Annotated in this window: 24 protein-coding genes; 14 read left to right on the plus strand and 10 right to left on the minus strand. The window is 43.5% G+C overall.

The genetic code is table 11. The annotated features are described in order from the left end of the window. The first annotated feature begins 20 nt into the window (after positions 1-20). The 3 genes from QFZ78_RS30395 (at position 21) to QFZ78_RS30405 (ending at position 4,484) form a co-directional block, all read left to right on the plus strand. Entirely contained in the window at positions 21-3,269 is a 3,249-nt protein-coding gene (locus QFZ78_RS30395) for a response regulator (protein WP_307553095.1), read from the plus strand. 197 nt (positions 3,270-3,466) lie between these two features. After that, positions 3,467-3,925, plus strand: coding sequence for an aminoglycoside phosphotransferase/kinase family protein (locus tag QFZ78_RS30400; RefSeq protein WP_307553096.1), 459 nt, complete (start codon positions 3,467-3,469; stop codon positions 3,923-3,925). A gap of 37 nt (positions 3,926-3,962) precedes the next feature. After that, positions 3,963-4,484: a GNAT family N-acetyltransferase gene (locus tag QFZ78_RS30405; protein ID WP_307553097.1), complete on the plus strand. Its 522-nt coding sequence runs from the start codon at positions 3,963-3,965 to the stop codon at positions 4,482-4,484. A 4-nt stretch (positions 4,485-4,488) separates the two neighbouring features. Here the strand turns inward: QFZ78_RS30405 and QFZ78_RS30410 are convergent, their stop codons facing one another. Further along, a complete protein-coding gene (locus tag QFZ78_RS30410) occupies positions 4,489-5,529 on the minus strand; it encodes a ParB/RepB/Spo0J family partition protein (RefSeq protein ID WP_307553098.1) in 1,041 nt (346 codons plus the stop codon). A gap of 98 nt (positions 5,530-5,627) precedes the next feature. Between QFZ78_RS30410 and QFZ78_RS30415 the strand changes: the two genes are divergently transcribed. From QFZ78_RS30415 to QFZ78_RS30425, 3 genes are all read left to right on the plus strand, one after another. Beyond that, the gene (locus QFZ78_RS30415) at positions 5,628-6,176 is read left to right on the plus strand and encodes a GNAT family N-acetyltransferase (protein WP_307553099.1); all 549 of its coding nucleotides are present in this window, start codon (positions 5,628-5,630) and stop codon (positions 6,174-6,176) included. Then, positions 6,173-6,313 (plus strand): hypothetical protein, encoded by a 141-nt coding sequence (locus QFZ78_RS30420; protein WP_307553100.1) that lies wholly within the window; start codon positions 6,173-6,175, stop codon positions 6,311-6,313. Before QFZ78_RS30415 ends, QFZ78_RS30420 begins: the two co-directional genes overlap by 4 nt. Before the next feature lie 280 nt (positions 6,314-6,593). Continuing rightward, on the plus strand, positions 6,594-8,906 hold the full coding sequence (locus tag QFZ78_RS30425) for a bifunctional diguanylate cyclase/phosphodiesterase (protein WP_307553101.1): 2,313 nt from the start codon (positions 6,594-6,596) through the stop codon (positions 8,904-8,906). A 52-nt stretch (positions 8,907-8,958) separates the two neighbouring features. On the opposite strand, the gene QFZ78_RS30430 is transcribed toward QFZ78_RS30425, so the two are convergent. Together QFZ78_RS30430 and QFZ78_RS30435 are read right to left on the minus strand one after the other, a co-directional pair. Next, entirely contained in the window at positions 8,959-9,765 is an 807-nt protein-coding gene (locus QFZ78_RS30430; RefSeq protein ID WP_307553102.1) for a histidinol-phosphatase, read from the minus strand. Between the two features lie 145 nt (positions 9,766-9,910). After that, a complete protein-coding gene (locus tag QFZ78_RS30435) occupies positions 9,911-10,813 on the minus strand; it encodes a LysR family transcriptional regulator (protein WP_307553103.1) in 903 nt (300 codons plus the stop codon). 253 nt (positions 10,814-11,066) lie between these two features. Here QFZ78_RS30435 and QFZ78_RS30440 point away from each other — a divergent pair, with 253 nt between their 5' ends. Together QFZ78_RS30440 and QFZ78_RS30445 are read left to right on the plus strand one after the other, a co-directional pair. Next, a complete protein-coding gene (locus QFZ78_RS30440; protein WP_307553104.1) occupies positions 11,067-12,593 on the plus strand; it encodes an MDR family MFS transporter in 1,527 nt (508 codons plus the stop codon). A gap of 16 nt (positions 12,594-12,609) precedes the next feature. Next, positions 12,610-13,188: a PadR family transcriptional regulator gene (locus tag QFZ78_RS30445; RefSeq protein WP_307553105.1), complete on the plus strand. Its 579-nt coding sequence runs from the start codon at positions 12,610-12,612 to the stop codon at positions 13,186-13,188. A gap of 125 nt (positions 13,189-13,313) precedes the next feature. Here the strand turns inward: QFZ78_RS30445 and QFZ78_RS30450 are convergent, their stop codons facing one another. Further along, positions 13,314-14,108, minus strand: a complete 795-nt coding sequence (locus tag QFZ78_RS30450) for a TIGR01457 family HAD-type hydrolase (protein WP_307553106.1) — start codon at positions 14,106-14,108, stop codon at positions 13,314-13,316. A gap of 25 nt (positions 14,109-14,133) precedes the next feature. Continuing rightward, positions 14,134-15,798, minus strand: a complete 1,665-nt coding sequence (locus QFZ78_RS30455) for a PAS domain-containing sensor histidine kinase (RefSeq protein ID WP_307553107.1) — start codon at positions 15,796-15,798, stop codon at positions 14,134-14,136. 283 nt (positions 15,799-16,081) lie between these two features. Here QFZ78_RS30455 and QFZ78_RS30460 point away from each other — a divergent pair, with 283 nt between their 5' ends. Both QFZ78_RS30460 and QFZ78_RS30465 read left to right on the plus strand, forming a co-directional pair. Then, on the plus strand, positions 16,082-16,540 hold the full coding sequence (locus QFZ78_RS30460; protein WP_057307491.1) for a chemotaxis protein CheX: 459 nt from the start codon (positions 16,082-16,084) through the stop codon (positions 16,538-16,540). Between the two features lie 97 nt (positions 16,541-16,637). Then, complete coding sequence (locus QFZ78_RS30465; RefSeq protein WP_307553108.1) at positions 16,638-17,414, plus strand: SDR family NAD(P)-dependent oxidoreductase; 777 nt, start codon at positions 16,638-16,640, stop codon at positions 17,412-17,414. A gap of 54 nt (positions 17,415-17,468) precedes the next feature. Here QFZ78_RS30465 and QFZ78_RS30470 read toward each other — a convergent pair whose 3' ends face one another. After that, entirely contained in the window at positions 17,469-17,726 is a 258-nt protein-coding gene (locus tag QFZ78_RS30470) for a DUF2573 family protein (RefSeq protein WP_307553109.1), read from the minus strand. 83 nt (positions 17,727-17,809) lie between these two features. Here QFZ78_RS30470 and QFZ78_RS30475 point away from each other — a divergent pair, with 83 nt between their 5' ends. The 4 genes from QFZ78_RS30475 (at position 17,810) to QFZ78_RS30490 (ending at position 21,442) form a co-directional block, all read left to right on the plus strand. Continuing rightward, positions 17,810-18,643 (plus strand): alpha/beta hydrolase family protein, encoded by an 834-nt coding sequence (locus QFZ78_RS30475; RefSeq protein WP_307553110.1) that lies wholly within the window; start codon positions 17,810-17,812, stop codon positions 18,641-18,643. Between the two features lie 162 nt (positions 18,644-18,805). Continuing rightward, a complete protein-coding gene (locus QFZ78_RS30480; RefSeq protein WP_307555957.1) occupies positions 18,806-19,315 on the plus strand; it encodes an RNA polymerase sigma factor in 510 nt (169 codons plus the stop codon). 111 nt (positions 19,316-19,426) lie between these two features. Beyond that, on the plus strand, positions 19,427-20,848 hold the full coding sequence (locus tag QFZ78_RS30485) for a DEAD/DEAH box helicase (protein ID WP_307553111.1): 1,422 nt from the start codon (positions 19,427-19,429) through the stop codon (positions 20,846-20,848). A 48-nt stretch (positions 20,849-20,896) separates the two neighbouring features. Further along, positions 20,897-21,442 (plus strand): hypothetical protein, encoded by a 546-nt coding sequence (locus tag QFZ78_RS30490; RefSeq protein ID WP_307553112.1) that lies wholly within the window; start codon positions 20,897-20,899, stop codon positions 21,440-21,442. A gap of 46 nt (positions 21,443-21,488) precedes the next feature. On the opposite strand, the gene QFZ78_RS30495 is transcribed toward QFZ78_RS30490, so the two are convergent. The 4 genes from QFZ78_RS30495 to QFZ78_RS30510 form a co-directional block, all read right to left on the minus strand. Continuing rightward, a complete protein-coding gene (locus QFZ78_RS30495; protein ID WP_307553113.1) occupies positions 21,489-22,667 on the minus strand; it encodes an MFS transporter in 1,179 nt (392 codons plus the stop codon). After that, on the minus strand, positions 22,664-23,488 hold the full coding sequence (locus tag QFZ78_RS30500) for an HAD family hydrolase (protein ID WP_307553114.1): 825 nt from the start codon (positions 23,486-23,488) through the stop codon (positions 22,664-22,666). The genes QFZ78_RS30495 and QFZ78_RS30500 overlap by 4 nt, the downstream gene beginning before the upstream one ends. Then, on the minus strand, positions 23,481-24,257 hold the full coding sequence (locus QFZ78_RS30505) for a DeoR/GlpR family DNA-binding transcription regulator (protein WP_307553115.1): 777 nt from the start codon (positions 24,255-24,257) through the stop codon (positions 23,481-23,483). The genes QFZ78_RS30500 and QFZ78_RS30505 overlap by 8 nt, the downstream gene beginning before the upstream one ends. Before the next feature lie 178 nt (positions 24,258-24,435). After that, entirely contained in the window at positions 24,436-26,091 is a 1,656-nt protein-coding gene (locus QFZ78_RS30510; RefSeq protein WP_307553116.1) for an FAD-dependent oxidoreductase, read from the minus strand. Positions 26,092-26,232: the final 141 nt, after the last annotated feature.

The following is a 26,232-nucleotide window of genomic DNA, read 5'->3' on the forward strand; positions in this document are numbered from 1 at the left end:
AAGCGGTGAGGTGAATAGCAGTGCTCAAAGATCTACTGAACAATTTCTCGATACTAGCTGTTTTTATTTTCTTGTCTATCGAGATTTTCTATTCTCCTAGATTAAAAGCCACATCAAGATGGAAATATCGCCTAATAGCAGGTCTGATGCATGGGATCTATGGTGTCATTCTAACTTTTCTTGGCGTACATGTAACTGCAAGACATATATTGGATTTAAAAGCGATTGCCATTCTGATGGCTACATTCATTGGTGGAGGAATCTCTGGTTTTATTGCCACCATGATTATGATTATTGGCAGGACGCTGATAGATCCTTCTGTTTTCTTTCGAATCTCTACACTGGGACTGCTCATATTTGCGGGAACCGCGCTAACCAATCATTACATTCACGGCTATTGGAGAAAATGGACATTTTTAATTATGTGTCCTATCAGCATTTTGTTCGTTGATATGGTACTCATCTATCATATTCCTGTTGCCCGGTTAGTCATTCCAGCTTTACTTCTGCATTTGGGAGGGGGCTTATTCGCAGCAGCGCTAATCCGCTATTTCCTAAAGGCAGAGGAGCTAAGGAGTCAGGTAAGTCATATTCAACAAGAGTTAGTGGACATTCTTCGGCTGCAGCCCGGCATTACATTTAAACTTAAGAAAATTCATAATCAATTCATTTATTCTATGGTTGATGGCAGGTTGTTACGAAATCTCGGACTACATCCACAAGATTTATTAGGTAGAAATATACAATCAATCAAAGGTTTTACCACTGAATTCACAACATTTGTAGTTGGGAAATTTGAAGAAGCATGGAAGGGGAACAAAGTTGCTTATGAGTATCAAATAAAGGGTAAGATCGCCTTTACAACTTTACAGCCTATATTTGAAGGTGAGCAGGTGGTCGAAGTCATCGGCTCTACGACAGATATTACAGAGAGAACAGCAGCAGAGCGGCGGATTCAGGAGAGTGAAGCACGTTATCGTATCCTCGTTGAGAATTCACAGGAAGGAATTCTTGGGTTCACGAAGGAAGGCAAGATTACCTCCGTTAATCAAATTGTATCCCTGATGACCCAGGCGACAGCTGCAGACATGTTGGGTAAAAAAATAACCGAGTTTCTCCCGGATGCCGAGCAAATTCGTTGGGATTCCCATTTCCAAGAAGTTATCCTGAATAGTGGTAACGTACGATTTGAAATGCGTATTCCGTCCTCTACGGGTGAGCTTCGAGATTATTGTGTTACCCTTTCAGCCTACCATGATGCGAGTGGTGAATTGGAAGGTATTGTTGGAACGGTTCATGATTTCACAGAGGTAACCATGCGGCATGCCGCCGATCAAGCGAATCAAGCTAAAAGCCAATTTATTGCCAAAATGAGTCATGAAATTAGAACTCCCCTGAACGGTATCATTGGTCTTTCCCAACTTCTCGGGAAAACCACGCTCTCTGACCATCAAAAGGATTATCTGTATAAAATAAAATCTTCTTCCCATACGCTATTAGGCATTATTAATGATGTTCTTGACCTTTCCAAAGTAGAAGCGGGAAAACTCGAAGTAGAACGTACCAGCTTTCAGTTAGATGAGCTTCTTAAGGATCTCTCCAGCATACTAAGTGTCTTATCCGATAGTCGCCAAATCGAGCTTATTTTTAATACAGCCGCTGAACTTCCCAACCATATTCTCGGGGATCCGCTAAGATTAAAGCAAGTACTGCTTAATCTTTGCAGCAATGCGATCAAATTTACTTCAGAGGGCTATGTGATGCTCCAAATTGAGTTGGAACCACACACGTCCAAAGAAGAAATTAAGCTTAGCTTTACCGTAGAGGATAGTGGAATAGGTATATCTTCAGATCGTTTAGCCTTTATTTTTGATCCTTTTTCTCAGGCAGATGGATCTACGAGTCGTGAATATGGGGGAACTGGTTTAGGACTTACGATCAGCCAACATTTGATTGGGCTTATGGGCGGGTCTTTAACAGCTGAGAGTGTAGAGGGTAAAGGAAGCAGATTTAAATTTACACTTCCTTTTCAAGTCATAGAACTCGCTGATCCTGATGAATGGGACTTAACAAAAGAGCATATAACGTATCAAGTTTTACTGGTCGAAGATCATCCCCTGATGCGCAGCAGCTTACGGGACACGTTAGAGTCGTTTGCCTTAATCGTTTCAGAGGTGCCTTCCTGGAAAGATATGTTTGAACGGATGAAGGGGTTGGAGAACGAGGACGACAAGTACGATTGTATCCTGCTTGATATGGAAATTGAAGATATGTATGGCATAGATACATGGAACACATTTATCGAGTCGATCCAAAGAGAGCAAACGCTTGTTATATGCTTAACTTCACCGCTTGGTAAAGAAGAAATGCTGAAGCTTCCGATTAGCGCAAGACCTGATGCCGTCATGGTTAAACCGATTTGCCGTTTAGAGCTTTATCAAACATTGGAATCCCTGTTTAATCCGCACAACCAATCTCCCAGAAGCGGGAGATCTTTGCAGGCCAAGTCCTCCAGAGTTAGTAAGAAAGGGCGAATTCTTCTCGTGGAAGATAACGAAATTAATCAGCAGGTTGCCATGGAGTTTCTAGAGGAGCATGGATTTGAGATCACGATAGCGGAAAATGGTCAGGAAGCCATTGGAAAATTGGAAATCGACGAATACGACTTGATTTTGATGGATATTCACATGCCGATCATGGATGGTGTTGAAGCGACAGCACACATTCGTCAAATCCCGAACTATATGAATATCCCCATCATTGGACTGACGGCCAACGTTGTTAAACAGGATCATGAGGATTATATCCGATACGGCATGAATGACGTCATTAGTAAGCCGTTGGATATAAAGCGTCTCTTTAGTGTGATTAGTAAATGGATAGAACTCTCTACTTCAATAGGTGCTAGTCAGACGAACACAATCCATTTTTATAGGCACATTGAAGCGATAGATTGGCAAGCTGCACTTGCCCGTCTAGAAGGAAAAGAAAGCATTCTGATTGTCATGCTTCAGTTGTTTAAGAAAAATTATACAACTTTTGTCGAGCAACTAACGCTAAGTATCGTTGATGAGGATTGGAAGGCTGTCAAAAGGGCCATACATACACTTATCGGAGTTGCCGGAAGTATTTCCGCAAATCGTTTGCATGAAGCTGCAAGTTACCTAGAACTTGCCGTTGTGCAAAAAGAAGATTTCCATGATCAGCTCATTGAAGTGGCAGCGGAAATAGAGCGTATTATCACATTTATCCCAAATGAAGCCTCTTAGTGAGTGGAACTGCTAATATCAATTTCAGATACAAACGTGATAATTCCAGCCATTGTTGAATGATAACCTCGGCAGTATGATGAACAAATTAGCTGCTCATCCATTCGTCCAATAAGAATCGAAGCAAGGACCGTTGGCGACGTTCCTATGTGTGTCATTACATTCGCGAGGATTCGTTTGTTACTCAGAGGGAAGATTTGAGAGAAAAATTTACTGCGAGGATTTGGCTTAATTCTTTAAAGCAAACTAGACATGATTATGGTCTCATTCATTATGATTTTCAACTGGATAACAATTTCTGGCATGCAAGTACGTCGCAATTTCATGATTTTGATTATGATGATGCTATGAATCATTGGTATGCGATGGATATTGTTGCAGCTCTTGCCGACGTGTTGGATAATACAGAGAGGGTTTTCAGCAGTCAGATAGAATGCTTTCTGAGAGGCTATACGGCGATATGTCCATTAGACAAGCAAATGATAGAACACTTTCCAAAGTTCCTAAGGTTCTCTAAGCTCTATAGCTTTTCGAGAATCTTAACAGCTTTGGAGGACAGTGATCTATCCAATACGCCACCATGGTATGCAGGATTGAGATTAAAGCTCAAGACAATGACGGACGAAATGAGACTTGGTTTCAGCAACCCATGGTGACCTACTTGGTCAACGGAACATGAGGAGGATTACAAACTTGGAAATAAGGCGTTTATGGCAACAAGATATACTGCAAGTGCAAGCATTAATGATGGACGTGGTGTCACGTCTTCCTTCTGATGCGCTTTATTCGATGGACCGCTTGGAGGCACTATACGAATATGTCCAAGACAAGGGGGAGATGTATGGCACTTTTCAAGGTGAAAAGCTTGTTGCCTATACGGTTATCGCATTTCCCGGTCTAAGTGCCAATAATCTCGGACGAGAGTTTGGAGTGCCGGAAGCAGATCTACCAAGAGTTGCTTCTCTAGAAGGATCTATTGTCCATGAATCGGTCAGGGGACAAGGACTGCAGCGGCATTTTCATGCTTTGAGGGAACAGCGGGCGCAGGAACAAGGTATGTTATACCTCTACGCGACCGTTCATCCTGACAATGAGATAAGTCGGAAAAACTTAGAAGCTGCAGGTTTCACACTTCAATTCACCCGCCCGATGTATGGCGGTCTTCTAAGGCATTGCTATGCGAAGAAGCTTGGAGTACTTGAATTGCAGGACTAGGATGTTAGTGGGTAACGGCAAGTTCTCTAACTTTTTTCCACGCATCCAAATGCTTTTCCAAATTACCGACTAAGGTATTGAGATCATTCAGAAATTGTTCTTTATCATGGACATCGACGTCTAAGGCTTCAACTTGAATATCACTAGCTGCAGGAAATGCGCTAAGCATTTGCAGAAGTTTGGCTTGAATTGGGCTAGTTGTTGGACTAGTTGAAGCTGCAGGCAGCCCGCTTTGAATCGGCATTTCTGTTTTATTGTCCGAGACTACTTCCTTGGATTTCTCCGCTTTCTCCACTTTTGTCGAAGCTTTTGCAGCTGCAGGCTTGGCCCGTTCTGCTCGGTTGTTTTGAAAGACGGACCAAGTTTCTACCAGATCATGACCTGTTTTATAGAGAAGTTTCCCTTTTGTGCTTTCTGAAATATCTTTATCTTTGAACATTCGAGCAATCTTTTTGACATCACTGACAGGCATTTCATCTCTGGCAATAATCAAAGCTAGCGGATCACGGTGTTCGATCGGTAAATCTTTGATAGGCAGCAGCTGATCCTCGGTCAGCTTGTCTTTGCGAATTTCTGTACCGCTTACGATCAGCTTCTTAACTGAATTTCCAAACTTTAACAAATCACATTTGTTTTTAATGTATGTTTCTGGCTTGCCCAGTTTGCTAGAAAGGTATTTAATAGAGGAACTGAATTTGGAATCATTCATAAGTTTGTGGAAGGCCTCGGCTTCTTCAATGGGTGAAAAGCCTTCCCTTGTCAGATTCTCCGCAATCTGTTCCAAATAAATCTCCAACTCATCTGTTACGGTTGATACAATACAGGACATGGTGGGGCGTCCCAGCATTTTGCTAGCTTTGTATCTCCGATTCCCGTAAATAATTTTGTACCGGTTGTCAGCCGTTGTCCTCACTTTAATTGGAGAGAGTAAGCCAATCTCCTCGATGCTTTTCATTAATTCTTGGAGCGCCTCTTCATCGAATTGATATCTGGGCTGGTCCGTATCCTCGTCAATTAAATGCATGGGAATTTCATGTATATCCATATTCATTTCTCCATTCGTTCAGGTTGTCTTTGAATTATTATATAACAAGGAACAAAATCGTGGAAATGCCAATCATAGTGCAAGATCGGAGGTCAATCATGTTTACATGTAAAATAAGTGATGAACTCGAATTAAAGATACTAGAAGTTAGGCATGCGGATGCCTTATTCCATTTGGTCAATCAGAATCGTGCTTATTTAGCGAAATGGCTTCCATGGGTTGATAAAACAACTAAAGTAGAAGACACAAGGGCTTTTATAGAATCAGAACTTAGCCGCTTTGCAAAAAACAATGGCATTAATTGCGGTATTTTTTATCAGAATGAGATCGTAGGTTGTATTAGCCTTCACGAAATTGATTGGGGCAATCAGATAACATCGATTGGATATTGGCTTGCAGAGGGGTATCAGGGGAAAGGGATCATGACGGATTCTTGTAGATGTATGGTGAGCTACTCCTTGAAAGAGTTGAAATTAAACCGGATCGAAATAAGAGCTCGTACGGATAACTTCAAGAGCCGCGCAGTTCCAGTGAGGCTGAAATTCAAACATGAAGGAACAATTAGACAGGCCGGGTTCAGTTATAACACCTTTCATGATCATGAGGTTTATGGGATTTTGGCAGAGGAATGGGAGTTAATAAAGTGAGAACTTTAGCAAAACGCACCAAACTGCATTACGGCTGGATTGTCGTCTTGGTGACCTTCTTTACCTTGATTGTATCGGCGGGTATACGCTCGGTGCCTAGCATTTTCATGCTTCCCTTTGAAAAAGAGTTCGGGTGAGGGCCGCGCGGATGTATCCTCCGTTGTCTCAATTCATATTTTCTTGTATGGGTTGATGGGACCTTTCTCAGCTGCATTAATGGAGCGTTGTAAAATCGGAAAACAAGAAGGGACCCAGCCAATCTAGGCTAGGTCCTTCTTGTTATTTCTCATTCATTTTTGCGAAGTAATACCAACTTCAATAAAAAGATTGCATCAGAAGGTTTAGAGATGAAATAATAGAGTCTGATGATGTCGAATTGTGACATAAAACTTTTATATGACTTAGGAGTAGAGTAGCATGAAAATGATTCAAAACACGATAATAGCTCTAATTTTCGTCATATTAGTTTCATCGTCAGAGTTTGTTCTTAATAAGTATAAGGACTCCTTACTCCATGAGCTTGAAATTACGGAACAGTCCCAATTATCCTCAAGAGCATTGGCTTTACAATCCGTTATTGACCGTAATTTTAATATGATGGTAAGCTTGGAAGCTTATGTGGATGCGAGTTACTTGCAAAACAAAGACGATAAAGAAGTCATGGCATACATGGCATCTCTTTATCATGGGGCTCAGGGATCAACGTTTAATTTAATTATTGCGCCTAAAGGAGTTATGAAGTTCGTATATCCGATTCAGGGCAACGAAAGTATATATAATTGGGATTTGCTGCAGGATCCTCGTGCCAATATTCAACAGCAAGTTTTAAGAGCTTTGCAGACTAAAAAAATGACAATGAATGGCCCATTTCAATTACTACAAGGCATTAATGGTTTAGTCGCTCGAAAGCCAATCTATCAAGATGGTGTTTTTTGGGGGTTCGTATCTGTTGGTGTAAATCTGGACCATCTGCTTGTCGAAGCAGGAATTAAGAATGTAGATACAGGGGATTTACAGATTTCCATCCGCAATCCTGGAGAGACAGCGTTCTTTGGTGACGATTCTGTTTTTCAAGAAAATCCAATGATAGCCACCATTGAACATACGGATACGAAATGGGAGCTTGCTGCGCTGCCGCAAGCAAGTGCTGTTCAGAGTATTAAGCATCAAATCATATTAATACGCAGCTCTTTTATACTTGTTCTGCTAATTGGTCTCATCTTTATCCTGTATAGCGTTAGACAGCGGGATAAGTTATATCGAGCGGTAAATGAGCGCACACAAGAGTTACAGTTTGCAAATGAGGATTTGACTTCTGCGAATGAAGAACTTTTGGCAGGACAGCAAGAATTATACGATTCAACCAAACGCTTGCGGGAATCCGAACAAATGCTATCGTACATGGCTTATCATGATGTTCTGACAGGCATACATAATCGAGCCCATTTTCAGATGATCTTAAAAGAACAAATTGTACACAACGAAATTAATCATACATCCCTTGCTATGCTTTTCTTTGATCTGGATAACTTCAAGATGGTTAATGATTCGCATGGTCATCATATGGGCGATCTTATGCTGCAGGAAGTTGCTAATCGTATTGGACAATCTAATCTTTCCTATCATACGTTTGCCAGATTTGGTGGGGACGAGTTTGCCATCCTGCTAGAAGATTGTCCAAGTGAGAAGGAGATTCAGCTCTTCTGTGAACAATTAATAGATATCTTAAAGCCGCCTTGTTTGTTATCGAATCGCTCTTTTTTCATTAGCGCCAGTATTGGTATCGTGCAGTATCCGTATGGGGGTGTAACTTGGGAAGCATTGCTCAAAAATGCGGATATTGCCATGTACATAGCCAAAAAAGAGAGCGGCAGCTCATACAGCTTCTTTAATCAGCAGATGGCAATGAATTCCCTAACAAAGCTGGAGATGGGAAATCATCTGCGCCAGTCACTTGAGCGGAATGAACTCGAAATCGTGTATCAACCGCAGGTAGATTGTTTATTAGGTAAAATTATTGGTGTGGAAGCACTCCTACGTTGGAATCATACGACCAAAGGTTATATTTCTCCAGCTGACTTCATTCCTCTAGCAGAAGAAATTGGTACAATTGCTAGTATTGGTGAGTGGGTTTTGAGAGGTGCTTGCAAGCAGATGAAGGCTTGGCACAGCATGACGAATGAACCTTTAGTGATTTCGGTCAATCTCTCGGTCAAACAGCTGAATGATGAACGTTTTGTTGATAAAGTGATACAAATTTTAGATCAGACAGGCCTGGAAGCCAAGTATTTGGAGATGGAAATAACCGAGAATTTCGCGATGCAGGATGAACAGCTAGATGCACTTAGCAAGCTTCGAGGGCTGGGCATTGCGATATCCGTTGACGATTTCGGTACACATTACTCCTCTCTAAGTTATTTGAAAAGGTTCCCAGTCACCAAAATCAAATTGGACCAATCGTTTGTCCGCGGCGTACAGACGGATGATAAGGATCGAGCAATGATTAAAGCAATTATTTCTGTAGCCAATTCGTTTCAACTGCAAATTATTGCGGAAGGTGTTGAAACAGAAGAACAGGCGGGCTTCTTAGTCGCTAATGGCTGCAGTCAAATTCAAGGCTATTACTTCTTCCGGCCAATGACTGCCGAGCAAGCTCTGCCTGTGTTACAGCAATGTTTACAGCATAAGCTTGCTTTTCTTGAATCAAACCCATCTGGCCATATTGAATAGAGAACAGAAAAAATCTCCCCCGCTGAAAGCAGCGAAGGAGATTTTTTCTGTTTTAAAGTTGAACGATTTGTTTTTGTTTATTTTTGAAATAGACCCAATGGTTGAAGCCAATCTCTTTTAACGTCTTGCTAACTTCTTCCCAATCATCAGCAACTCGGCTTGGCAGATGAGCATCTGAGCCGAAGGTCACTTCAACACCATAATGCAGCGCTTGCTCCAATATTTCATTGGAAGGGTACCAGCCGCCTACGTCCTTCGTCTTTCCTGAAGTATTGATTTCAATCGCTACACCAGCTTCTCCAATGATTTTCAACGTTTCATTAACCAAAGGTGTAGCGATATCAGAGAAGGCAGGATAGAAGCCTTTCATTGCATCGATATGCCCGAGAATTTGGAACATGCCGGAACGTGCTGATTCCGCAATAAGGTTATAATACTCTTCTTTATGCTGGATCTTCTGCTCTTCATTTAGTTTTTTCCACCTGTTGCGGTTGAAGATACTGACACCGCCAGATAGATGAACAGAGCCAATAATATAATCGAACGGGTATTTTGCATACTCTTGACGGTAGATCTCGACATGATCTGGGAAGTAATCGGATTCAACACCTAGAAGCACATCAATTTTACCTTCATATTCTTTTTTTAGTTGCAGAACTTCCTCGATATAACGGGGGAATTCACTCTTAGCCATAGCGATTAAAGGTTGAGCCTGATCATCTGGGCTCCCAAAATAAGGGGAATGGTCAGAAATCCCGATGACTTGCAATCCGCCGGCAATAGCGGCTTCGATATAGTCGCGAATTTTATCTTTAGCGTGTCCACATCGGTCATGATGGGTATGTAGGTCGAATTTCATCGTAAATAACCTCCTTAGAGTTTTGCTTTAGCAAAACTGGCATCGCAAGCATGAACTTTAGAGTTTTGCTTTAGCAAAACTGGCAACGTAAGCATGAACCTTAGAGTTTTGCTTTAGCAAAACTGGCATCGCAAGCAGTCATATTTTATTCTGAGCCGAGAAACTGGGTTTCCGGCATTCCTTTTAGATCACGAAGGAACTGCTGCATCGCAGAATTCAAGTAGCGTCCTGACTTATATACTACACCTACAGGGTGCGTAATATCCAATTCGTTCACTTTGACCATTTTCAAAGTTCCATGTCGCAGTTCATCTGCGACAGAAAGCTTGGAGATGATAGCGACCCCGAGATTTAGCTCCACCATGCGCTTCACTTCTTCGCTGCTGGAGAGCTCCATCACAATATGTGGGGAGACATCATAAGCTTTGAAGATTTGATCAACGAATCGTCGGCCGGCTGTTTCCGGAGAAAGCATAATGAATGGAATGTTGCGCAGCTTCTCAATAGATAAATGGGCAAATCGGCTAAGTGGATGCTGTGTGGAAACAATCAGCTCGAAAGTATCATAATAAAGCACCGAAGTTTCTAAGGCTTGATTTTTTTCGAACAAATACGTAATGCCAATATCAATTTGGCTATTCTCCACCGAAGTCATAATTTGGGAAGAGGTCATCGAGTGAATGGTCGTCTTGATCAGTGGGAACTGGTCTTGGAAATAGGACAGCACCCTCGGTAAAATCTGCATGGCAATTGACGTTGTCGTGCCAATATGGATATGACCTTGCGGTATATGATGTAAGTCAGACAACCGCTGCTTGAGATCACTGGCGATCCGCAGCATTTTTTCTGCATGCTCCAAGAACAGCTTGCCACTATCGGTTAATGTAACGGGCTGATTGCGATCAATGAGAATTGTGCCGAATTCGTCTTCAAGGCTCTTTATTTGCGCGGAAACGGCAGGTTGGGTCAAGTTAAGAATTTCGCCAGCTTTTCGAAAGCTCATTGTTTTGGATATGGTGAGCAATGTTTCTAACTGGTTCATATTCATGAGCATACCTCCTGCTTTTTATAGTAAAGATACAAATAAAATTTATCGGAATTGTAAAGGACATAAAAACCTTTTGTAACCCTATTATATGATAGGAAGACCGGAATCGGCAACATTTCAGGATAAAGTTGGACAACCAAGCACATTCTAGCGAGGAAGTTCGGACGAACACAACCAATTTCCGTTGCTAAATACTCAAATTTGATTATAATACTTTATATATATGAAATAAAGGATGAAGGAGATTCACTTTATGTCGTTAACCCGTAAGTCAAATACAACGTGGACCGTTGTGGCGTTGATGATGGGACTCTTACTGGCTTCGCTGGATCAGACCATTGTTTCAACAGCGATGCCAACGATCGTGTCCAAACTAGGCGGTTTCAGCCAATTCGTCTGGGTTTTTTCTGCGTATTTAATTGCGAATGTGGCTGCCATGCCTATTTTCGGTAAACTATCCGATATGTATGGCCGAAAACTATTTTTTATTATCGGTATCATTGTATTTATGATTGGCTCAGCCTTATGTGGAACGGCGGGATCGATGACTGAGCTCATCATCTACCGCGCCATTCAAGGTATCGGGGGCGGTGCCCTTATGCCGATAACTTTCGCGATTATTTTTGATATTTTCCCGCCAGAGAAACGGGGTAAAATGCAAGGGTTGTTCGGGGCTGTATTCGGACTATCCAGCGTACTGGGGCCGATCATTGGTGCGTACTTCACCGATCATGTGACTTGGGAATGGATTTTCTTTATAAATCTCCCCCTCGGCATTGTGTCCTTACTATTAATCATTTTCTCTTATCACGAATCCGTCGAACACAGCAAGGCGAAGATCGATTGGGGCGGTACTATTTTTCTAACAGCGTCGATTATCTCCCTCATGTTCGCGTTGGAACTTGGCGGTAAAGAATATGCTTGGGATTCCTTACAAATCATTGGGTTGTTTGCAGGTTTTGCTGTTCTCTTAGGTACATTTATTATGATTGAAAAATATGCAGCAGAACCGATTATCCCGCTTGATTTGTTCAAAAATCGCCTATTCACCGCTAGCATGGGTGTCAGCTTCGCTTATGGTGCAGTTTTGATCTCAGCCGGCACATACATACCTTTATTCATTCAAGGTGTATTTGAAGGCTCTGCTACAAGTGCAGGTTCTACTTTAACCCCAATGATGCTGGGTGTCGTTGTCAGCAGTGCACTCGGCGGGCGCTTCATCGGTAAGTTCTCTTATCGCAATGTCATGCTTGTTTCCATCGTGTTACTGCTGCTGGCAACTTCGCTTTTAGGCGGACTCTCCATCGATTCCAAGCGCTGGCTAATTACAACCTATATGATTCTCCTTGGTCTTGGGCTCGGAGCTTGCTTCCCGATTACATCGATGTCTGCGCTCCATAAAATAGACTTTCGCCTCAGAGGCACAGTGACTTCACTGGTTGGTTTCTTCCGTTCCGTAGGTTCAGCCATCGGGGTGGCGGTGTTTGGCAGCATTCAAGTCAACTCGCTAAGAGATAACATCACAACATCCCTTCAGGATCCAGCTATGGCTGAGAAGTTCCAAGATGCGCGAATTCTGCTTCAGCCGGAGGTTCGAGCAAACATTCCAGCCGAAGTTCTACACAAGCTCCTTACAGCGTTGGCTGACTCCATTGCCGTTGTTTTCCAAACGACCATCGTTCTGGCTGTAATCGGTCTTGTGTTCATCTTATTCATGGGTAATGCTAAACTTGAAGTGGGAAGTGCTCCGGTCAAAGAAAGCGCTCCTATAGGACACTAACTAGGAGGTTAACATCATGTCGATGAAGCTCGTCATTCTCGGGCTGCTGATGGAAGCTAACCGGCATACCTATGAAATTCGGCAGACGATGAAAGAAAGAGGCATGAACAATTACATGAAGCTGCAAGACGGCTCGCTGTATTATGCGATGGATCAACTCCATAAGGATGAACTCGTAGAAGCACATGAGGTTGTACGGGACACGAATCGTCCGGAGAAAACGATCTATCAAATTACCGCAGCCGGGAAATTAAAATTTCAAGAACTATTAGTGGAACAATTGCATGAAGAAATCAAGCACTACCATCCGCTTTATGTCGCTCTGCCTTTCTCCGTGCATGGGGATCAGGCGAAGATTGCCGACATTCTTGAGAATAAGATTTTGGCCCAAAAAATCATTATGAACAAGATGAAAAGCTTGTATGAAGAACACATTTCCATTGTTCCAAGAGTTGTCTTACAGATGTTAATAGGAACCTATAAACGTGCATTTAGCGAGTTAAAATGGCTGGAGCAGCTGCAGAAGGATGCGAGAGAGGGCCGCTTGCAAGAGAAGAATTCCCCGCTGGAAGTTGACTGGGACCGTATTGAATAGAAGAAAGCCGCAACTGCTCTTGTTGAGTACAGTTGCGGCTTTTTATTTGCAAGTGGCGATCTTCTATTTCACAAGTAGCTATTTCACTCGATTATCCCACTCCTAGTTGGATGTGAATGTTCACATTATATGCTGCCACTTCCGTTTAACTGCTCGATGAAGTGCTGCAAATCATCGCAGATCAAGTCCGGCGTCAAGCCCGCCGACGCCAGCTGCTCTTGCACGTTATCCGCCGTGGCGACACCGGTCAACACAAGCGCCGTGCGGCATCCCGCCAACCTGCCTCCGCGGATGTCGGTATGCACGTTATCGCCGATGACCCAGACATCGGCGGCAGGCAGCCCGAGCCGCTCGATGGCGTAAGCCATGATGATCGGCGAAGGCTTGCCGATCACCACGGGCTCCACGCCCGAGGCGGCGGTGATCGAAGCTGCCAGGGAGCCAGCTCCTGGCATAAGCCCACCATCCGACGGCAGCATGCGGTCGGGATTGGTTAACACATAGGTCGCGCCATGCTTCAGATGGCGGACCGCTTCGGTCAGCTTCTCGTAGGAGAAGCTGCGGTCAATGCCTTGGACGACGTAATCCGGCGTCGTCTCAGTACCTACGGCGAAGCCGGACGCCTCCAAGGCGATCCGTAGTCCGGCTTCGCCGACCATATGCACGCGGTGACCTCCGCGCTGCTCGGTCAAGTACTGAGCGGCCGCCTGTGAGGAAGTATAGACGGCCGCCGCTGGCACCTTTATGCCGAGCTCTTGCAGATGCTCGGCAACCTGTTCTGGCGTGCGAGACGAATTGTTCGTCACGAGTAAATAGGGCAATTGGTGCTGGTGCAGCCAATCAATGAATGCCGCCGCATGGGGAATCGGTTCATGCCCCTGGTACAGTGTACCGTCTAAATCAATGAGAAAACCTTTCATCTTGCTAATACTCCCTTTCATGTGTTTATTGCGTGGAAGGAAGGGTGATCTCTACCGTCGTTCCTTCTTCTAATTTACTACGAATTTCCATAAAGCCGCCGTGTGCTTCGATAATTCGATAACAGACCATAAGACCTAGTCCTGTTCCTTTTTCCTTCGTACTATAAAATGGTTCTCCAAGCTTGGGCAGCCGCTCGGGTGATATACCGCACCCCTGATCGATGAAACGTATGATTATGCTGCTTCGGTTATTGTCCAGTAGAGCTTGAATACGCATTGTACCACCTTGCGGCATAGCTTCCAACGCATTTTTCATAATATTGATGAAAACCTGCTTAAGCTGATGTTCATCACAGGAGACAGGCGGCAGATCTGACGTAAGTTCTGCTTCAATCTGAATATTTCCAAGCAGTGCTTGAGGTTGAAGAAGTTCAATTGTGCTTGTGACAATGGAATCTAAGGTCTGAGTTACGAAATGTGTCGCCTGCGGCTTGGATACAAGCAAGAACTCATTCACAATAAATTCAATACGCTTCAGTTCATTTTGCATGATTTCTATGTAATATTTCTCTTTGGCATCATTCGTCTTGAGCAACTGCAAGAATCCCTTCAATGCCGTTAACGGATTCCGGATTTCATGCGCAACGCCAGCAGCCAACTGCCCAACAGCAGACAGCTTGTCTGATTTAATTAGCAGCTCCTGCGTCTTTTTCAGCTCGGTAATATCTCTGAAAGTAATAACCGTACCTAGGAGTTCACCTTTGCCCTCCAGCATAGGACTAGACATGTACATGACGGGGAAGGTGGTTTCATCTTTTCTCCAGAACATATCCTCTTTCATGTCAGAAATTTCGTGATTCAGAATCGTATTCAAAATAGGGCTTTCCTCAGGTGAATAAAGCGTACCATCGCTCTTAACGGGTCGAATAAGATTATGAATTTGCCGGCCCAGCATTTCATCTACTTTCCACCCGGTTATCGCCTCAGCGGCCTTATTCCAGAAAATGGTGCGACCACTCCTATCAATCCCGTAAATACCTTCTGAAACGGAATTGAGAATGAGTTGATTTTGTTTATAGAGCTTATCGATGACCTTCTTCTGTTCCTTGACTTCAGTCAAATCTTTAAGAATGGCGAAAACTCCTACAATACTGCCATCTACCATCGTCGGGACGAACGTTACATTGGATTGGATAGGGTAACCTTTCTGATGAACAAAGGCAGCCTCGAAATTTTGCGGCATCCCGGCTGAAGCCACTTGGAAATGATGCAATGCCTTGAGAAGATCCGGGGGATTGATCATAGGAATGAAGGAAGTTAACATCGAGGTCTCGCGAGCTAGTCCTAGAAGACTTTCCAATCCATGATTAGCGGACAATACCTCGCCGTCCAAGCTAAACGAGATAATAGAATCAGGATGATTATCGTAAAGTGATTTATATCGTTTCGCGGTTTCGTTAATGGTCAATACTCTTTTATTAACTAGTTTAATGCCAAATAAAGCTAATCCGAAAATCGAGCCAAATAGGATGACATCGATAAATAGGCCTATCAATCGGTTATCTTGCATATAAGCAAGAGGATGTATAAAGTAGAAATTTACCCCGATCAAAAATAGGGCAATAATATGATAAACTAGCGCAAATTGATATAAACTCCAATTTCGAGCAGTAATATGCTGTTTTATCATACAGACTTCCAACGCTCCTTTAAGGAATTTTCTCCCATAAGCTTATCAGGATTCGACACGAATATATATAATCTTCCATATTCATGTTGCATTTTCCTTTTTGCATGAACAAAGCATCGTTGTTCGACAATATAAGTATGAAGGTAGGATGAGATTGTGTATCTGAGTAGAAGGAACTATTTTATCGAAAAAGACAGTATACTTGTCCTAATTTTTTAGGTATAATGTTGAAAAAGGTCGTTTTTCTGCGGAACTTATTCACAAATGAGATCGGAGCGGAGCTATGAAGGCTGAGTACATTAATCCCTTTTTGGAGTCGGCTAGAATTGTCATCGAGCAAGTTGCTAACATTCGCCCAACAACGGGGCAGCTCGGCGTCAAAGACGTCAAATTTGTGGAAAAGTATATCTGGATCCAAATCGGGATGACCGGGCAGATGGAAGGCGATATTGTTTTCGGCTTAGCTGAGGATGTTGCTTTGAAAATGGTTTCTGCCATGATGGGTGGATTTGTTATTACAGAAATGGACGAAATGGGTAAGAGCGCCATCTCTGAGCTTGGTAATATGATTAGTGGGAATGCAAGCACAATGCTTTTCAATCAAGGGGTAAGGGTGGATATTACACCGCCGAAAATTGTTCAATCTGCAACAGCTGCTGGATTTGTGCCGAAGAGAGCATTGACCATACCTTTGATCATGGATAACATTGGCGAGCTGGACATTCAAGTATTAATCACGTAAGAGACCTATTATAGATACATATGTTAAAATGAACTGGAGTGCTGCTTAAGCGGTATCTCCATTTTTTTGTAAACTGCGCAATAAGGAGAAGGTAAGCTTGAACATTGCGAACAAAATCGTCTTAATTACAGGAGCTTCGAGCGGCATTGGGGCCGTTATGGCACAGCAATTTGCAGCCAAAGGAGCCATTCCTATATTAACTGCACGCAGTACAAAAAAACTTGAAGAAATTGCTTCGGGCTTGCAAGGTCAGCATGCCTTTTACGAGATGGATGTAACGAATACAGAGCAGGTTCATGATGTTGTAGGACAAATTATAGCCAAATTTGGTCGTATCGATATTTTGATTAATAACGCGGGTTATGGGATATTTGAGTCGTTTGCGGAAGCGCCGCTTGCTCATTTTGAAGAAATGATGAATGTAAATTACATGGGCATAGTCCGATGTACCCAAGCTGTATTGCCTCATATGCTGAAGGCCGGGAGCGGTCATATTGTGAACGTGGCTTCTATGGCGGGTAAGATTGGTTCGGCCAAATCCACGGGTTATTCCGCGACTAAGCACGCAGTGTTAGGTTTCACGAACAGCTTGCGGCAGGAGCTTATAAGATCTGGGATTTCTATAACAGCGATTAACCCGGGCCCCATCTCAACACCTTTCTTTGATAAAGCAGATCCGAGCGGTAACTATGTTAAAAATGTGGCTTGGTTTATGCTTAAACCGGAGAAAGTCGTTAAAGAACTCATGCATGCGATAGAAAGAAATATTCCTGAGAAAGATCTTCCTTTTGTGGCTGGAATGGGGATCAAAATATTTCATCTATTCCCGCGAATGTTCGATCGCTTGGCATCTGGTATTTTAAATAAAAAATAAGCGGCTCCCAGTTATAGATTGGGATTCCGCTTTTTTTCTTTCATGGATGGATGATTAAGTCTGTTCCGGATTTTTCGCTTGTAAGGCCTGGTTCAAATCTCGAATTTCTTCGAAAATGCGACGCACTTCGGCTTTGCCTTCTGGATGCGTTTGATTCCAGTGGGAGGTTAGAGCCGGCAGCGACTTATGAACATGATTAAAAAATGCCCAAATCTTAATTTTCTCAAGCATTTCAGGGGAAGTATCGCCCGTGATGAGTTCAGCAGTTTTGAACACTAAGGAATTAAATTCGTTCTCAAAATCTGTATTCATAGTTTCATCCCTTCGGATGGAAAATAGGTGGAGTACATTTAGTTTATATGATGATAAGACAGCTGTCAAAATAGGGGGAACCCATGTCCATAGAACTAGACGATATCCGAGATGGTCAACTAGTAGGAAAAGAGCAAATTCGCTGTTTCGTGAAGCATATATCTCTTTATATCCTTACTTATATTAGTCAAGGCCTAAAAGTGAAAGGTCTTTTAGCTGTTCCTGATGGAACAAGTCCACGACCTGCTGTCATTTACTGCCGCGGAGGCATTAAACGTGTTGGGATGGTTCGCAAACGAAGAATTATATCGATGGCTAAACGCGGTTACGTCGTCTTTGCTCCTTATTATCGGGGGAATGAAGGTGGGGAAGGACGTGAGGATTTTGGCGGGGAAGACCGGTTCGATTTGTTTCATGCTATTCCAGTGGTGCAATCTTTAGAGGAAGTATTGCCAGGTCCCATACCATTGATTGGATTTTCCAGAGGTGCTGTTATGGCCATGCGTGCAGCCCGAGAGTGCAGCGGGGTTGGTCCTGTTGTCGTTTGGGGAGGTGTAAGTGACATGTTGGATACCTATGAGCAGCGTGTGGATTTGCGGCGGATGCTCAAACGGGTTGTCGGACATCCGAAGAAACAAGTCGAGGCTTACATCGATCGGTCGCCAGCATGTTGGGTAAATGAAATCAACACGCCTATCTATATTATTCATGGTACGAATGATTCGCAAGTGGACATAGGACATGCAAGAAAATTGGCTAACTCTCTGGATCAAGCTGGCAAAGATTATACGATGGCTTTATATACAGGACTTGAACATCGGTTTCCTCGGAAAGAAGATGAAAAGGCTCTGGATGACATATTTACATGGCTCAATGAGAAGCTTGAACGAAGTAAGCAGGAAGTTTTTTCCACCTAAATTAATTATTATTATTGTTTACTCCCGTTTTATGACCTAAAATAAGGTAGGAACACAATACGTTGGTTCTACCTGGTAGGCTAGGGGGCGTTTAATTCGAAGTCTCTGAGACTGATATTCAGCAGTGATTTTTATACATTAGATAAGAGCGAGCAGGAGCAGATATACCAGGAGTTCTATCTCCTCGTTTATCCCATGATTTACTTCATATTAAGGGATCATGCGGCTGTCGAAGACATTATTCAGGAGTCATTTCTTAGGGCTGTTCGCAAAGCGCCTTTATTGACTGAAATTGATAAATATGAAAGTTGGGTTAAGAAGTTAACTCGGAATGTGACACTCAATCATCTTCGTAAGCACAAGCGTAACCGGGATGAGCTGGAAGCTGAACTCATGCTCTGTATCAAAGAAGCGGCACCAACATCTGAATACCCGGTTCCACTGGATCAAGAAGTAGAGCTGAAGCTAATGCGCGAGGCTATAATCACCTACATCAATCAGCTTAGCCCTTCCTACAGACAAATTATTGCGATGAAATGGATCCATAATTTATCTTACAAAGATATGGCTAATGAGCTTGGTGTAACGGAGGGAGTCGTTCGACAACGCTTGTTCCGGGCACGTGATGTGATTAAGCAGAGACTGCTTGAAGAGTGGGGATCTGGCGGATAAGAGTCCTTATGGACTCTTATTTCTGCTTTCAGTGGTTGGCGATTTGTATCGTTTTACGGCGTGGCATATAATAAGGACATTAGATTGGATGAGAAAAGGGGTTTTTGTAAATTGAGTACAAGCTTTGAACAACTGCAGATCGCGCAGTCCTATTTAGATAAATTGCAAGAATTAGGGATTGGTGAGCCAACACCGATTCAAGCCGAAGGTATTCCTGTGTTAAAGCAAGGGAAAGATGCCATCATTCAGTCTCAAACGGGTACGGGCAAAACATTAGCCTATTTGCTTCCAGCATTGGAGCGAATCGATTCTACGCAAAAACAATTGCAGGTGCTTGTAGTCGTTCCTACCAGAGAACTTGGTATGCAAATCATGCAGGAAATTGAGAAGTTCACGGACGGAGGACCGATTCGTTCTCAATCTCTTATCGGTGGAGCGGCCATTGTTAGACAAGTAGAAAAGCTTCGCCTACACCCTCATATTGTTGTTGGTACGCCGGGTCGTTTGCTTGAACTTATGAAAATAAAGAAGCTTACTTTACATCATGTGAAAATGGGAATTGTTGATGAAGTGGACCAAGTGTTCGAGCTAGGTTCCATGCAGGATGTTGAAGCCGTCCTTAAAGGAATGCTTAAGTCCAGTCAGATGGTGTTTGTTTCCGCGACGATTCCGCAAAGCACTGAGCAAGCTGCGGGGAGATGGCTCAAAGATCCTGTGATTATCAAAATCAATCCGAATCAGCGTACAGCCGAAACATTGGAACACATGTATGTGGTGTGTCAGGAACGTGAAAAGATTGATACGTTGAGAAGACTTGTACGTCTGATTAAGCCTACATCCGCTATCGTGTTTATCAACGTCACGGACGATATTGCCCAAGTGGTGGCCAAACTGCAATACGTTGGTCTATCTGTTGAAGCCTTGTACGGAGAAGCCAGCAAACAAGACCGGGCCAGAGTAATGGGGAATTTCCGGGATGGGAAATTTCAATTGCTGCTCGCAACGGACGTTGCCGCAAGAGGACTTGATATTGAAGGCGTAACCCACGTCTTCCACTTGGATCCTGCGACCAACGCGGAGTATTATCTCCACCGCGTAGGCAGGACCGGTCGGATGGGCCGCGAGGGTACGACCATCTCTATCGTGACGCCGAAGGAGCAGTTCATTCTCGACAAATTCGAGAAGCAGCTCGGCATCACGATCGCGCCGAAGGCGATGTTCGAAGGCCGGCTCGTCGACCCGGCCCAGGACCGCAGTGCGGCGACGATGCGCAGCCGCCGCGAAGCTGCCCGCCCGAGCGGCGCAGCACCTACGCGCAGCTCCGCCGGCGCGCAGGATGCTGCCGCGCCAGCGGGCGCGGTGCGCACTAGCGCCGCGGCGACTGACGCGCGCGGCCAGAGCAGCGCTGCCCCGGCGGCGCAGGCGAACACGGCCGCTGGTGGCAAGACCGTGAGTAAAGCCCAGCGCGAGCGAGATCGCAAGAGCAAGGGCGCTCCTCGCTGGCTCAAAGAAAAGCAGCAGAACAAAGAGTAGCCCTATCTACGAGGGCAACAACAAATTGTTATCTGCGGGGTGTGAGACGTGCTGAGAAAACTTTTTATTTTCGCCATAGCTGTGGGCTTCATCCTTACGGCGCTACTTGCGATCGCCGTTCGGCATGTTAAACCAACCGAAGATTTAAACCTGGATTATAATGAAATCACGATCAGCAGTAAGATCACAGACATCGTCAAGAACCGGAAGCTTGAGGTACAGCTAACCGAACAAGACCTTAATGAAGTGGTAAAGAAGCAGTTAGCTGCACATCAGGTTCTCCCTAATGATTTTCGAATTGAAGGGGCGAAGCTTACACTACAAGGTTCGAACCTTGTGGCTGACGTAAATGTTAGGTGGCGGGAGAAGATACCCATCGGTGCCCAAATGATGTTCACCCTTGCTTGGAACCCGCCGAATTTAGTCGTACAACATAGAAATACGAGTATTAAAGGCATGCAAGTACCAAGTGAATGGGTTCAACTTTCGCCTTTTAAACTCCCTATTGAAGATCACTTGCCAAAACTGATTGGTGTAAAGAATGTACTGTTCGAGGAAAAAGCTATCATCATCCAATTAAAGCCGTTGCGATAACATAGAAAAAGCTGAATCCACTAAGGGTTTCAGCTTTTTTTTAACTTTATACAGACTTTGTGGTTTGAACGTTCCATCTCCGAGAGTATAAAATGATGCCTAACACGACACACATACCAATCAGTACAAACCAAATCGACACGCCAACATGAAAACGGTCCATCCCCCAACCGACACCTAAGGGCAGAATAGAACCTCCTAATCCCCCTGCTGCGATTAGCGTACTCGTTGTTTGCTCTGTACGCCCCGGAAGCAGTTGATTCGCATAAATGAGAGCTACAGCGAACATACCGGACATGAATAATCCAAGTAATAGTACAACTGCGAAGCTGCTCCATAGGTTCGTGCTAAACACCCATATCAGAACTGTAAGCAGACTACCTGCAAAGGAGATAGCTAAGTAACGGAAATAAGTCATTTTCTCGGCTACCACACCGGCGAAAATACGGCCTATCACCATCGCTAGCCAAAAGGCAGTTACAGCGAGAGAGGAAACGGAGCTGGAAGCATGTAATTGATCGGTAAAGATGGAAGGCAAGAAATTAACGATGGTATTTTCCATTCCTACATATAAGAAGAAAACGATCATGAGTAGAAGAAGAAACGTCAAGGAGCTCTTCGTCAGTGCAGGGAGTTTCTCTGTTCGCTGCATGCGATCCGCTTTATGAGCTAATAACGTATCATGCTCGCCTAAGGAAAGCTTTGACCAGACGATACCCGTAGCTAATGCACTTAAACCTAAAAGCAGGAATCCATATTTCCATAAGCCGCCGGCAATAAGGATACTTGATATAATTGGCATAAATAACGCCCCAAGTCCGAAGAAAACCTCGAGCTTGTTGAAAGCAATCGCTTGATTATCCTTTGCTGCCATTAATACAAAGGTGCTAATGCAGGATTCGACGAGTCCGAAAGCGACACCGGCTATGAAAGAGAGACAAACCGTAATCGGCCATGGAGGCAGTAGGACAATGGCGATCATGGCGAAAAAGAGAAGACCAAAAGCCGCTGTAATGGTACTTCTGCGACTGATGCGACGAATAAGACTAGGCATGCAGAGTACACCTAGAAGGAAACCACCGAATTCTAGGAAGACTAGCATTCCGCCGTCACTGTAACTACGATCGTAATGAGCAAGTAATTCAGGCAAAACAGCGCCAAATATAACGTGGGTACAGCCTGTTAATAGGTAGGACAAGCACCCCATAATAAGTAGTCTTTTCATAAGGCGGTGCTTCCTTTTTGTTCTAATGCATATTTCTCGTTATAAGCAAATACATGACCAATGGCTTCTGCAACAGAATCAACATGGTACGATGCCTTTTGTTTGACTTCTGGATGAGCACCTTTCATAGCAAAACTATGAGGAGTGATGCCGAACATCGATACATCGTTGAAAGAATCCCCGAAGCAGGCGATCTCTTCTGGCTGCAATCCCAATTTTTCAATAAGGACAAGCAGAGAGCTGCCCTTTGAAACAGCGAGAGGCATAATGTCAAGACAATCTTTGTCAGAAATGAACATTTCAAGCTGATCCCCAAGCTTATCCTCCATAAGAGCCTTAAGCTCCAAGAGAGTTTCTATTTTTCCAAACATCGAGAACTTACAAACAGCAAAGTCCCCTTTCAAAGACTGCTCCACATCTTCTTTGACAATAAAAGGTTGGAATGTTCGGGATTGCACCTCATCGGAAGCAGGAGTCAAATTCGTGATATAATTTGCTTCGCCCGAGCAAACGAGCTTGACGAGATCAAAATCCTTAAGAAGCTGGTAAACTTGATAAGCCAAATCAGGTTGAAAAAGCTGGGATTTCATGAACGTACCGTCCTCTAAGTGGATGAATGCACCATTTTGCGATACGGAATAGGCGCGATGACCAATTTCCGCCAATACCTGCTGCATTTCAATGTTCATTCTTCCTGATGCCAAACAAAGTCTAATACCAGCTTCTTTGACTTTCAATAGTGCAGCTAATTCTCTAGAACTGACTTTCTTATTGTGATCGAGTAATGTGCCGTCCAAATCACTTACGATAAGTTTAATCATGTTGGTCTTCTCCTCCTGCTAATACGATTTCCACATCACATGCAAGTAATTTCTCTTTCATTTCAGTGCTTAATGCCTGATCCGTTACAAGGATGTCAATACTCTCGAATCCCACTACGCGATGAAATAATCGCTTTCCGAATTTGGAATGATCCGCTAATACGATAACTTGGTCCGCATGCTGCATCATGGCTCTCACCAGATAACAATCCTCTTCGTTGGGAGCAGACAGCCCTTCTTCTGTAATTCCGCAAGTACCGATGAGCAGTTTATCGACATGATAGTCATTTAACATCTCGATCGCTTTCGCTCCGTATACACTATGGTGCTTGTTATCCAGTACACCGCCAAGAATATGGATGATCGTTTCATCTTTACGAGTGAGAATAGCAGCAATTTCAATTGAGCTTGTCACGACGACATTCTGCTTGGAGCTTAGTGCAGTGGCAGCATGTAGGACTGTGGTTGAGGCATCCATCATGATATAATCACCGTCTTGAATGAGTGCCGCAGCTGTCTTGCCAATCGTTAGCTTCGAGGAAGACTCGGCTTGCAATCGTTGATCATAATCTCCAACTTCTTTGGAAAGGGTAGGGAGTATGGCACCGCCGCGCGTTCGAACAATAGTCCCTTGCTCTTCGAGCTTAACCATGTCACGTCTAGCTGTGTCCCGCGAAACATCGTAGAGCTCACAAATAAGATCGACAGTAATTCGTTTATTTGATTTTAAGTATTCGACGATTGAAATAAGTCTTTCTTCCTGAAACAAGGGGGATTAACTCCTTTCGCTTAAGTGATTATAAGTAATAATAAGTATATGGCTTATTATAATGCTGAACATGCATGATTTCAACTATTTTGTTGCGAGAAATCTAACGATTTTTTGCAAAAAAAGACCGTGTACTCGTTCGAGGAACGAATGCACGGTTTTCTGATCATTTATCTGATTATTTACTCGCAGGATTTTTTCTGGTTTTAATATAGCTAGGATATATAATTTCTCCGGAGTCGAGCTTTCTAATTTCTTCTTCGTTCCAACCGGTAATTTTATTCGTACCTACTACACCCGTAACCTTGATTTGATAGTGGTGAGCTAAGTACTGCTGGAGTTTGGCCATTTCATCAGGTTTTATTTCCCTCAGCTTTTGCTTACCATGCAGTTGACCTAAAATAACTCCGATAGACTCTGCAGCTAGACTAGTATTCGGTTGAATCCTTGTGCTTCCGTAGGCGATAGCCGATGAACCTACATTTTTTCCGGCCGCGATGACATTCTCATAATTTTTCAGCAAAAAGCTGCGCAGTGGCATACCGTATTTATCCGGACGCCCCATTTCAATACCCCACTTGTTAGCGCTTGTGCCCTGCAAATCAAGCGGATATCCACCAATGCTGACATTATCCCAAAACATCGTGCCTGAAAGGAGATCAGATGGTTTTAAAACATAGTCCATTTCATAGTGATTATATTCTCGGACATAGGGATACGTAGGAAATTCGCCTAATTCAGCATGTTCCCAACCCGGTAACGTTTTACGGAAGTGATTGAGAATCAGAGCAGTTTCTTTATTACCCAAATTAACAGCCTCTTGGATGGACTCTGGTTTTGAAGGATCAACGGTATAAACAAGAAGGGCGTTAATGAGTACTTCCCCATCCCGTTGATGTACCGCATTTAAACCTCTTAGAAAGACTCGATCATTGGAAGGATGATAGGCTTTAGTCATTCCGCTTAGCCCAATAGCGAAGCTATCACTTACGTAACCGCCACCGAATTGTTTCGATTTTTCTTCCTGCTTTAATAGATTAAATGCGGTGTTAAACTTTTTCCAGTCGACATTTTTGAACTTCATCATCATGCCAGCACTCATATACTCGATCTCTTTTTGACCATAGAACTTCTCAAGACCTGGCAATCGCTTGACGTCCAATCGACTGATTAACGCGGCATAATCGCTGTTGTCCACCCAATAGGTGGCTGTGATTTTCTTCTTTTCCTTCTTTTCTGTACTGTAAACGATAGAAGCGATTTTGTGCATTTGATCAGAAGTATTCGTTTGTTCAATCTCATTAATGACAATGCCAGATTCCAAAGGAATATCTCTAATTAGTTTATTCATATATGTAGAGAACTCAGGAAGCTTACGAATTTTGGCATTTCTGAAACCGTCGAATAATTCTTTGGCACGGCCTTGTACAAGTAAATGTCCTTGATCGTCGCGGGTTTCATCGAGAAAGAGCATTTGACTTTGGAGAATCTGACCTCCAAAAGCTTTATGAGGATCCAATACTTTAACCTTCAAGCCTTCATCTGCTGCAGCTCTGGCAAGGTAAAGACCTTCAAGCTCACTGCCGATTACAACGACATCGATGTGTTCAGTAGGATACGTATTAACGCTCTCATTATTTGTTGCGACAACAGGTGCTGTGGGGGCAACGCTTACGATTGGAGTGTCTGGATGCGTGATGGCTGGCTCAGAAACAGCTTCTGGCTCGATATTCCCTTGTTTAAGCCAAACCTTGCTATACGAAATTGCGGACAAAACAATAAGCAGAACGGCTAAAGCGATAATAAGTTGAACTCGAGGATTCCGTAGACGCATGTGTAAACTCCTTTTGCGATAGTCTGATATGGCTTAAGTTTAGCAGTTTGATAGTGGATTTAATAGACTCAGAAATTAAGATGATATAAAAGATTTTGATGTACACCCCCAAAAAGATAATCGGATGGGCGAATTCTTGTA

The organism is Paenibacillus sp. V4I5 (genome assembly GCF_030817255.1).
Classification (GTDB): Bacteria; Bacillota; Bacilli; order Paenibacillales; family NBRC-103111; genus Paenibacillus_E.